Below are 10,478 nucleotides of genomic sequence, written 5' to 3'. Positions count from 1 at the left end.
CGTCTCCCCAGATCGCGCCCTGCTGTCCCGCGGGCGCGCAGGTCTTGATCGCCCAGCGCTGCGCATCGGGGTGGGGGCGTCGCCACGCGAGCCGCGGCTCGATCGCGCCCTTCGTCGGTCCGCGCCACTCCCGGACGTCGAACCCCGCGGCCTCGATCAGTGCCGTCGCGGCCTCGCGGTCCCGGCTATCCGCTCCGACCGAGGGGCGCGGCTCGTCGAAGACGAGCAGAGGCTCCTCGAGAACCGGCCGCACGGTCGTCAGGACCTGGACGGGCAGCCGTTCCCGCAGGACCCGCGCGAACGACGCCGCCGACCGCACCCCCGGACGCTCGAGCATCGGGCGCAGCTCGGCACGGGGCGCAGCCACGCTGAGACTGCGCAGGAGCGGCACGGAGACGATCTCGTCGAGCGGGTCGAGATCTTCCGACGGATGCCCCGAGAGGATCGGCCACGGGACGGCGCCGCCGGTCTCCGCTGCGCCGAGACCGTCGACGGTTCCGTCCTGCGCGAGATGGGCGGGCACCGCCGCCGCGTCCTCCCGGGCGACGACGACGAGCGCGTCGATCTCGTCGTCGGTGAACTCCGCGCGCGGGTCGAGGGCGACGACGACGTCGACCTCGAGACGGGCGGTGGCGCCCCGGAGCATTTCCGTCCAGGCCACGCGACGGGACTCGCCCCGCAGGCCGAGGTCGGGCACGATGTGGGCCAGCAGATGCGCGGAGACCCACTGCGACGCATCGACGCCGACGAGCGGGACGACGACGCGATCGACGGTGGCGCGCGCCGCCGCCTGTCGGAGCTTGGCGTCGTAACGGCGGTCACGCGCCTGCAGGGGGCGGACCAACCCGACCGCGGCGGGCGCCCCGGCGGGCGACGGGTGGTGCCGGTGGCGTCGCCAGGTGCTCGCGGCGCGGAGGGCGCGCCGACGCACCTCGGCGACCGGCATGCGCATCTCCCAGCCGACGGCCGTCAGCTCGATCTCGGCGTCGCGGTTCGCCCAGGCGTGCTCGAGACCCGGCCCGCCGTGCTCGCGCCCGTACTCCTCGGCATCCCACCACGGGTGCACGCGAACCGTCTCACGCTCGCTCAGGAGATACGCGTACAGCGCCGGGACGCGCAGCACCTCGGGCAGCTCTCCCCCGGCCACGATGTCGTCGAAGAGCGGGTTCAGGCTCATCCCCCGGCGGAAACCCCACGCGACATAGTGCGCGATCGCGACGGCGCGGGGGACGCGCGGGAACCCGAGCTGAGCGCCGTAGTACTCGGCATCCACCAGCTCCGAACGTCCGATCGTGCGCGCCCACCAGATGCGGTCGGCGGCGCGGACGACCGGTCCGACGACTCGGAGCTCGCGAGAACGGCGGACACTCTCCCGAAGGCGACCGAGACGCATCCCTCGATTCTACGGGCGGGCCGTCACGCCCCCAGGCGTCGACGAAGGCGTCGAACGCGCGAGAGAAGGGGCTGATGCGCGTCGATCTCGCGACGGATGTCCTCGCGCAGCTCGGCCCTCAGACGGTCCACGGCCGCGTCGACATGCGCGGCTAGCTGCGTGTGGAGGGACGAGAGGTACAGCGGCAGCCCGGGGCCCTCGCGCTGTACCCACTCGGCGAGAGCGCGGTCGCGCACCACCGCGTCGTCGCGCGCGTGCTCGGCCGCGAGACCGAACATGCTGTTCGCGTCCAGACCGACCGAGTCGGGCCGCTGCGTCCAGAACGCGAGCGGCTCCCCCGCGAGGAACCCGATCTCGTGCTCGCGCAGGATCCGCAGATACAGATCCCAGTCCTCGACGGCATCCAGGGTCTCGTCGTACCAGCCGACCTCGTCGTGCAGGCGGCGACGATAGACGACCGAGATGGGAACGGCCCGGTTCACGCTCATCATCTCGCCGAGCGAGATCCGGCTCATGCCCGCCCAGAACGGGGCTCGACCGACCTCGATCCACGTCCCGCCGCGGTTCTCCTCGTACACGATCTCGGTCGCGGCCGACACCGCGCCGTGCGCGGGGTGCGCGTCGAGCCACGCGACCGTGCGCTCGAGGAAGGCGGGATGCCAGCGGTCGTCGTCGTCGTGGAGAACGACGTACTCCGTGTCGAGGGCGCGCACTCCCATGTTCGCCGCGATGCAGCGCCCACCCTCGCCCGCGGGGATGTGGATCACCTCGGCGCGCTCGCCGAGCCCCGCCGTCTCGACGACGGCGTCGACCTCGGCCGCGTCACCGCCGTCGTTGACGACGATCAGCCGCCAGTCCTCGAACCGCTGGGCGGCGATGTCGCCGAGGGCCCGGCGGAGGAACGCCGGGCGGTGACGGGTGCGGATGACGATCCCGGCGCGTGCAGGCATGCGTCCGAGCATAGGGGCCGGAGAGTGCCGAGACGCGGCACCGGGCCGGTCTCAGAGTTCGGCGTGCAGCGCCCAGATCCGGTCGGCGCAGGCCTCCCACGCGAAGCCCTTGGCGCGGTCGCCGGCGAGCACGCGCAGCCGTGCGCCGTCGTCCCCGAGGGCCCTCTCCAACGCGCCCCCGAGGGCGTCCGCGGGGGCGAGGGCCGCGGCATCCGCCAGCACTTCCCGGTGGGCGGGGGTGTCGACCGCGACAATCGGGATGCCGACGGCCAGGGCGTCCACGGCGCGCCAGGGCCAGTCCGTCCGTGCGCACCCGGTCACGAACGCGGCGGCGTGCGAGAGCACCGCGGCGCGGTCCCACTGGTCGAGCGAACCGCGGGCGTGCACGCGCTCCTCGGAGACCCCGGCGGCGGCGGCGACCTCGAGGACGGCGGGCTCCTCACCCTCGGGCACGTCGAGAACGACGACGTCGCCGTCCCAGCCGGCCGCCACGACGGCGGCGAACGCGTCGGAGAGTCCGTCGGACGGCGCGCGGCCGCCCGCGAGCGCGAGGAACGATGTCGGCAGCTCGAGGGCGCGCAAGCGTCCCACCGCGTCGGACGGGACGCGCATGCCGGCGGCGGGGGCTCCCCCGATCACGCGGACCTTCGCCACGAGCTTGGACTTGGCCACTTCTCCCAGCCGCGCGGCCATTGCGTGGGTCGGGACGACCACGGCGTCGGCGTGCTTCGTCACGCGGGAGAGCAGCGCGCGCGAGGCGAGCGCCTCGGCGCGGGGCAGTTCGTCGGGCGCTTCCCACGCGCGCAGGTCCCACAGGGTCACCACGATCTGGTGCGTCTCGTTGACGCGGTCGTGGCGCACAAGCGGGGCAAGAGCGGTCGGCGAGTGGATCAGTCCCTTCCCGACGCCGGGGGCGACGCCCAGTTGCCAGGACGCCGCGAGCTCGCGCCGCCGCATCGGGAGGCGCGTCTCGGCGGACAGGCCGGTGACCCCGGCGTCGTCGGGAAGCCCGGGTGCCGGAACGATGCTCGCGACGTCGCATCCGCGCGGGGCGGTGTCGATGAGCGCTTGCGTCAGCGAGACCGACGCCTCGGCGAGGTCGCGGGACGTGGGGGCGACGAGCTGGTCCAGCACGACGCGGAGGGTGACGGTCACGGCGCGGGGCTCTCCGTTTCGGTCGGGGGGTGAAGCTTGTCGCGCACGATCTGCTGCACCTGGGCGTAGTCGGGGTCGAACTCGTCGACTCCCCCCTCGGGCGTGAGCTCGATCGTCGAGACGGGCTGGTCCTTCGCCTTGAGGGCGAGATCCACCAGCGTCGGAGCGATGAGCCCCTGGGGAAGATCTGTCTCGACGATGTTGGTCGTGGACGCCGCCACGTCCTGGAAGTGGGCGAGGACATTCTGCGGGGTGAACTGAGCGAGGATCGCCTCCTGCAGCTGGCGCTGGCGCCGCATCCGGTCGAAGTCGCTCGTCGTGTAGCGCGAACGCGCGTACCACTGGGCGGTGTCGCCGTCCATGTGCTGCGCGCCGGGCTCGATCCACCCGAAGGCCCAGTCGTCGACGGGCTGCCCGTCGTACGCGGGACCGCCCTTCGGCAGGCGCTCATCGACCGTGATGTCGACACCGCCGAGGGCGTCCACGAGGTCGGCGAAGCCCTTCATGTCGATGAGCACGTAGTACGGGATCTGGATGCCGAGGATGCCCTCTGCCGCGTCTTTGGTCGCCTCGATGCCCGGCTCGGAACCGTGTGCCTTGGCATCCGGATAAAGAGCATTGCCGTCCTGGCAGACCTCGACCTCGGTGCGCAGCTGGTTGATGCCGCTGCCCCACCCGCAGTCCGGGTCGAACTTGCCCTCGTGCCCGTTCGGGTACTTGTCCTGCATGGGTCCGGGCGCGAAGGGGAAGTTGGGCATGTCGCGCGGGATGCCGGTGATCGTCACGGCACCCGAAGCGGCGTTGATCGAGACCACCGAGATGCTGTCGAAGCGCATGGAGTCGCGACCCTCACCCGAGTCCGCGCCGAGCAGCAGGATGTTGTAGTAGCCGTCGGAGGGCGGCACGACCGGGGCCGACTGCGCGAAGATGTCGGCGAAGGCATCGCGCGTCGTCCCCGCGGTCTGCACCGCCCAGCCCGCGCCGGCCACGAGTGCGCTGGTGAGGCCGATCGACACGATCGCGATCCCGAAACGCGCGAGCGGCCCCGTCCGCACGAGGCGGACGAGACGCAGCGTGTCGATGGTCAGCACGATCCACAGCACGGCGTATCCGACGAGCACCACCTGGACCACGGTCAGCGGAACCCAGCGGAACCACGACAGGAACTCGGGGATGAACGATCCGGTCGCCAGAGCGAACAGGCTGCTCGGCGCCAGCAGGGCGCCGAGAGCGACGAGCACGAGTCCGACCCACAGTGCCAGGGTCGCGGCGAGGCCGAAGCGCCCGAGACGCCTGTTGCCCGCGAGCACCTGAGCGGAGCCCGGGATGAGGAGGTTCGCGACGACGAGCCACCAACCGCGCCGGGTCATGACCGCGGTGGATCCGAGATCGGGGTTGCGCAGCGGACGCTGTTCCACCAGCGGCGAGCGCGACGACGCGCGCGGGGGCGCGAGGGTCACAGCGACTCCTTGAGCCGTCGGTTCTTGTCTTCGACCTGACTCTCGAGGTCGCGGGCGTAGGCCTCGATCCGATCCGCGATCTCGGCGTCCGCCGACCCGAGGATGCGTGCGGCGAGGAGCCCCGCGTTCTTCGCCCCGTTGATCGACACCGTGGCGACCGGGATCCCCGCCGGCATCTGCACGATGCTCAGCAGCGAGTCCAGCCCGTCGAGGGTGGCCAGCTGGACGGGCACGCCGATCACGGGAAGAGCGGTGACGGATGCCAGCATGCCGGGCAGGTGAGCGGCTCCCCCGGCACCGGCGATGATCGCGCGAAGCCCGCGGCTCCGGGCCTCGCGGCCGTACCGCACGAGCTTGTCCGGCGTGCGGTGGGCCGAGACGACCTCCACCTCGTGCGGGATGCCGAACTCGCTCAGCACCTCGGAGGCGGCGTTCATCACGCGCCAATCCGAGTCGGAGCCCATGACGACGCCGACCACGGGCGTCTCGGAGGAATGCAGCGGCCGGGTCACCGGTCCAGGCTAGGGCGGCTCGCTGGAAGAAGGCGGAACGGCGCGCTCAGACGCTCAGCTCAATCGAAGAAGGCGGCCGTCGCGCGCGCCTCGTACACGGCGTCGTCGAGGTCGTCGCCCGTCACGTTGACGTGCCCGACCTTGCGGCCGGGGCGCGGAGCCTTGCCGTACGTGTGGATCTTGGCGTGCGGGTGTGCGTCGAGCGCCGCGGGGAATCGCTCCTCGAGCGTCCCCTCGGCGGGCCCGCCGAGCACGTTGATCATGACGGACCACGGGGCCTTGGCATCCGTCGCTCCGAGGGGAAGGTCGAGGACCGCCCGCAGGTGCTGCTCGAACTGGCTGGTGACCGCACCGTCCTGCGTCCAGTGGCCGCTGTTGTGGGGACGCATCGCGAGCTCGTTGATGAGGATGCGCTCGTCGCTGGTCTCGAACAGCTCGACGGCCAGCATCCCGGTGACGCCGAGGCCCTCGGCCACGGCGACGCCGATGTCGGCGGCGACCCGCTGGACACGCCCGTCGGCACGGGGCGCGGGTGCGACGACCTCGGCGCACACTCCCCCGCGCTGCACGGTCTCGACGACGGGATAGGCGCGCACCTCGCCGGACGGCCGGCGCGCCACCTGCTGCGCGAGTTCGCGCGTGAAGTCGACGAGCTCTTCGGCGAGCAGCGATCCCCCGTGGCCGTCCTCGGCGAGAGCGGCGAACCAGTCATCCGCCTCGGTCGCCGCGGAGACGACGCGCACGCCCTTGCCGTCGTAGCCACCGCGGGGCGTCTTCACCACGGCACGACCGCCGTGAGAGTCGAGGAAGTCCTGCAGCTCGGCGGCGTCGGCGACGGCGGCCCAGTCGGGCTGGGGAAGGCCCAGTTCGGCCATGCGCGTCCGCATGACGAGTTTGTCCTGGGCGACGGCGAGCGGGGCGGGTCCGGGGTGGACGGAGACCCCCGCGTCGACGAGGGCGGCGAGGACATCCTGCGGGACGTGCTCGTGGTCGAAGGTGATCACGTCGACGTCACGCGCGAAGGCTAGGACCGTCTCGGCGTCGCGGTAGTCGCCCACCGCGGACGCGGCGAGCGCGGCCGACATCCCCTCGTCCTCGGCGAGGACACGGATGTCGATCCCCAGTTCGACGGCGGGCGCGATCATCATCCGCGCCAGCTGTCCGCCACCGATCACTCCGACTCGCAGCGTCATGCCGCTCCCTTCGTCGGCATCCATTCTGTCGGGCTGCTCGCGGGGGCGCGAGCCGAGGCGGGACGGCGCGGGAGTACCGGTGGCTTCGACAAGCTCAGCCACCTCGACGCGACCGGGGTCCCTCAGCATGTCGAAGGGACCCGAACTCCCCCGGACGCCGGTTGCTTCGACAGGCTCAGCCACCTCGACGCGACCGGGGTCCCTGAGCTTGACGAAGGGACCGGAGCTCCCTCGGACCCCAGTGGCTTCGACGGGCTCGGCCGGCGACGAGACCGCAGCCCGCGTCAGAGACCGACCGCGCCGGAGCCGAACGCCTGGGAGTCGCGGTGAGCGAGGATCTGGTTGACCTCGACCTGGTCGACCAGGGTCTCGTGCAGCAGCACGGCGTTCGGGACGTTCTTCAACCGCAACGGGGGCTCGACACCGTTCGACAGCGTCAGCGTCCCCGCACCCCACAGGCGCTGCAGCACGCCACGGCGCATCTGGATCGAGTACCCGCGCACGTGCGAGATCTCCTGGCTGCGCGAGCCGAAGAAGCCCGAGCGCTCGATCACGCGCCGGGTCGTGATCGTCCACGTGTGCGACAGCCAGACGAGGTAGGGGACCACGACGAGCAGCAGCACGATCGCGGCCGCCGCGCTCACCAGCATCCAGTTCTCGAACGGCGCGGGCAGATTGTCGTAGAAGTACGCCGTCGCCCCGGCGACGCCGATCAGCACGATCGCCGACCACACGAGACGTCGCGCGTGCGCGTGGATCCGCGCGATGCGCAGCTCGGGCGCTGCGGCACCCGGCGCAGGCATACGCGGGCGCCCTCCGTAGCTGGTCGGCTGGGTCACCCTCTCATTGTGCGGGGTCGCGCCCGCAGCCCGCGGCGCACACGCGGGGCGCCCGGGGCCTCAGCGCACGTGCACCACGTCGCCCGCCGACACCGCCTCGACGATCGTCCCCGCCTCCACGACGAGTCGGCCCGTCTCGTCGAGCCGCGTCGCGCGGCCCGACAGCGTCGTCCCGTCGGGCAGCGAGACCGACACCTCGCGGCCGACCGTCGCACAGAGCTTCTCGACGTCGCCGTGCACGCGTTCCTCCTGCCCGGCCGCGAGAGCCGCGAGCGACTCCGAGAGCGCCGAGACGTAGTCCGCCAGCAGCTGGTCCTCGTCGCACTCCGCCCCGAGCGCCGCGAACGACGTCGCGGTCGCCACGGGAAGATCCGCGCGGCTCATGCGGGTGTTCACTCCCGCTCCGACCACCACGGTGTCGAAGGTTCCGGGCACGGCTTCGGCCAGGATGCCGCAGATCTTGCCGCCCTCCACGAGCACGTCGTTCGGCCACTTCAACTCCACTGTGCCGCCGTGCCCGCCGAGCTGCGCACGCACCGCGCGGGTCATCGCCGCCCCGGCCACCAGCGGAATCCAGCCCCGCAGCGGCAGCGGCACGCGGGAGGCGTCCACGACGACCGAGACGGCGATCGAGGTTCCCGCGGGCGCGGTCCACGTGCGATCGAGGCGCCCGCGCCCCGCGCGCTGGTCGCGCGTGACGAGGAGAGAGAGGTGCGGCCAGCCGGCCGGGTCCGCCGTCACGGCCGCGACGACATCGGCATTGGTGGAACCGGTGGTCTCGACCACCTGGACGCGGGGGCTGACGGCGGCGGTCCGCGGGTATCCGGCTTCGGGGATCGGCATGCCCACACCCTAGAGAATCGTCGAGGCGATGGCATCCGCTTGCGCTTCATCGTTTCGGCGGCGGCGCCCAGCGACCCGAAGCGGATGACTGGACGGATGCCACAGCGCCTCACCGTTTCGCTTGTGCGCACCCTCCAACCTCGCCGCGGAGGCTGTCGCTAGGGTGGAAGGCGTGACCGACCAGCCCGATCTCTTCACCACCGCCGGCAAGATCGCCGACCTGCGCACCCGGTACCAGGAAGCGGTCGTCGACGCCGAAGCCGCCGCCCGCGACAAGCAGCACGCGAAGGGCAAGCTCACCGCCCGCGAGCGCATCGAGATGCTTGTCGATCCGGGCTCGTTCGTCGAGATCGACGAGTACGTGCGCCACCGCACCACGGCCTTCGGCATGGACAAGTCCCGTCCCTACGGCGACTCGGTCGTGACGGGCACGGGCACGATCCACGGCCGCACCGTCGCGGTCTACGCGCAGGACTTCTCGACCTTCGGCGGCTCGCTCGGCGAGGTCGCCGGCGACAAGATCATCAAGGTCATGGAACTCGCGCTGCGCAGCGGCATCCCGATCATCGGCATCCTGGACTCCGGCGGCGCGCGCATCCAGGAGGGCGTGGTCGCCCTCGGCAAGTACGGCGAGATCTTCCGCCTGAACACGGCGGCCTCCGGCGTGATCCCGCAGATCTCGCTCATCATGGGCCCCGCCGCGGGCGGCGCGGTGTACTCCCCGGCGCTCACCGACTTCGTCATCATGGTCGACAAGACCAGCCAGATGTTCGTCACCGGGCCGGACGTCATCAAGACCGTGACCGGCGAAGACGTCGGCATGGAGGAGCTGGGCGGCGCGCTCACCCACAACAGCCGGTCGGGCGTCGCGCACTACCTCGCCGACGACGAGGACGACGCGATCGACTACGCGCGCACGCTGATCGGCTACCTGCCCGACAACAACCTCGCCGAGATCCCGGTCTACGAGACGCCGTTCGAGTTCGAGACGACGGATGCCGATCGCTCGCTGAACACGATCATCCCCGACTCCCCCAACCAGCCCTACGACATCCACACGGTGATCTCGGGGATCGTGGACCCTTCGACAGGCTCAGGGACCGGAGAGTTCTTGGAGGTGCAGCCGCTGTTCGCCCCGAACATCGTCATCGGCTTCGGGCGGATCGAGGGGCGCACCGTCGGCATCATCGCCAACCAGCCCTCGCAGATGGCCGGCACGCTGAACATCGACGCCGGCGAGAAGGCCTCGCGATTCGTGCGCTTCTGCGACGCGTTCTCGATCCCGATCGTGACGCTCGTCGACGTGCCCGGCTACCTCCCCGGCACCGATCAGGAGTGGACCGGCGTCATCCGCCGCGGCGCGAAGCTGCTCTACGCCTACGCCGAGGCCACCGTGCCGCTGGTGACCGTGATCCTGCGCAAGGCCTACGGCGGTGCGTACATCGTCATGGGCTCGAAGCAGCTCGGTGCCGACATCAACCTCGCGTGGCCCACGGCCGAGATCGCCGTCATGGGCGGGCAGGGCGCGGTCAACATCCTCTACCGCGGCGAGATCAAGCGCGCCGAAGAGGCGGGCGAAGACGTCGCCGCGGTGCGCACGCGCCTCGCGAACGAGTACACCTACAACGTGGCATCCCCGTTCCTCGCGGCCGAGCGCGGCGAGCTCGACGGGATCATCGAGCCCGCGCAGACGCGCGTGTCGATCGCCAAGGCGCTGCGGGCGCTGCGGAACAAGCGCGCGAGCCTGCCCGCGAAGAAGCACGGGAACATCCCGCTGTGAGCGACGACGCATCGCTGGACCCGCCCGAGGCCGTCGCGCGCGTCGTGCGCGGCACTCCCACGCCCGAGGAGCTCGCAGCGGCGATCGTCGTGGTGGGCGAGGCCTACGCGCGGGAGAGGGCGGATGCCACGGCCCCCGAGGCCACGGCGCGGTCGAGCTGGGAGCTGACCGCGCGGGGGCTGCGCGCCCCGCTGAACCGCGACGCCGGCTGGCGCGGGTTCACCGGCTGACTGTCCCCCGAAATACCTACAGACGCGCTCGATCACCTCGCGGATACTGGAGGAGCTGGAACGCTTTGTGCGTTCGGCCGGGCCGCTCATCGAGCCGGTTCCGGCCACCGCGGACGGTTTTCG

The 10,478-nt window shown here is 71.7% G+C and carries 10 protein-coding genes; 2 read left to right on the top strand and 8 right to left on the bottom strand.

Annotated elements, in window-relative coordinates:
• From P2P98_RS05490 to P2P98_RS05455, 8 genes are all read right to left on the bottom strand, one after another.
• Positions 1–1,393, bottom strand: a 1,393-nt coding sequence (locus P2P98_RS05490) for a hypothetical protein (RefSeq protein ID WP_275797945.1), incomplete at its 3' end; no start/stop codon positions are given.
• A gap of 23 nt (positions 1,394–1,416) precedes the next feature.
• Positions 1,417–2,343, bottom strand: coding sequence for a glycosyltransferase family A protein (locus P2P98_RS05485; RefSeq protein WP_275797944.1), 927 nt, complete (start codon positions 2,341–2,343; stop codon positions 1,417–1,419).
• Positions 2,344–2,394: 51 nt separating this feature from the next.
• Positions 2,395–3,498 carry a glycosyltransferase gene (locus P2P98_RS05480; protein WP_275797942.1) on the bottom strand — a complete coding sequence of 368 codons (1,104 nt, stop codon included), beginning with the start codon at positions 3,496–3,498 and terminating at the stop codon, positions 2,395–2,397.
• Positions 3,495–4,958, bottom strand: coding sequence for an LCP family protein (locus tag P2P98_RS05475; RefSeq protein ID WP_275797940.1), 1,464 nt, complete (start codon positions 4,956–4,958; stop codon positions 3,495–3,497). The genes P2P98_RS05480 and P2P98_RS05475 overlap by 4 nt, the downstream gene beginning before the upstream one ends.
• The gene (gene purE / locus P2P98_RS05470; protein ID WP_275797949.1) at positions 4,955–5,422 is read right to left on the bottom strand and encodes a 5-(carboxyamino)imidazole ribonucleotide mutase; all 468 of its coding nucleotides are present in this window, start codon (positions 5,420–5,422) and stop codon (positions 4,955–4,957) included. Before purE ends, P2P98_RS05475 begins: the two co-directional genes overlap by 4 nt.
• A 107-nt stretch (positions 5,423–5,529) precedes the next feature.
• Positions 5,530–6,663, bottom strand: a complete 1,134-nt coding sequence (locus P2P98_RS05465; protein WP_275797947.1) for a 5-(carboxyamino)imidazole ribonucleotide synthase — start codon at positions 6,661–6,663, stop codon at positions 5,530–5,532.
• 284 nt (positions 6,664–6,947) lie between these two features.
• Positions 6,948–7,502, bottom strand: coding sequence for a PH domain-containing protein (locus P2P98_RS05460; protein WP_275797938.1), 555 nt, complete (start codon positions 7,500–7,502; stop codon positions 6,948–6,950).
• Between the two features lie 60 nt (positions 7,503–7,562).
• Entirely contained in the window at positions 7,563–8,345 is a 783-nt protein-coding gene (locus P2P98_RS05455) for a biotin--[acetyl-CoA-carboxylase] ligase (RefSeq protein ID WP_275797936.1), read from the bottom strand.
• 172 nt (positions 8,346–8,517) lie between these two features.
• Here P2P98_RS05455 and P2P98_RS05450 point away from each other — a divergent pair, with 172 nt between their 5' ends.
• Positions 8,518–10,125, top strand: a complete 1,608-nt coding sequence (locus P2P98_RS05450) for an acyl-CoA carboxylase subunit beta (RefSeq protein ID WP_275797935.1) — start codon at positions 8,518–8,520, stop codon at positions 10,123–10,125.
• The gene (locus P2P98_RS05445; protein ID WP_275797933.1) at positions 10,122–10,355 is read left to right on the top strand and encodes an acyl-CoA carboxylase subunit epsilon; all 234 of its coding nucleotides are present in this window, start codon (positions 10,122–10,124) and stop codon (positions 10,353–10,355) included. Before P2P98_RS05450 ends, P2P98_RS05445 begins: the two co-directional genes overlap by 4 nt.
• The last annotated feature ends 123 nt before the right edge of the window (positions 10,356–10,478 follow it).

Source organism: Microbacterium sp. Kw_RZR3, from assembly GCF_029222405.1.
Taxonomy (GTDB): domain Bacteria; phylum Actinomycetota; class Actinomycetes; order Actinomycetales; family Microbacteriaceae; genus Microbacterium.
The sequence above is the reverse complement of the archived record's forward strand: the minus strand, read 5'-3'. Positions and strand labels throughout refer to the sequence as shown.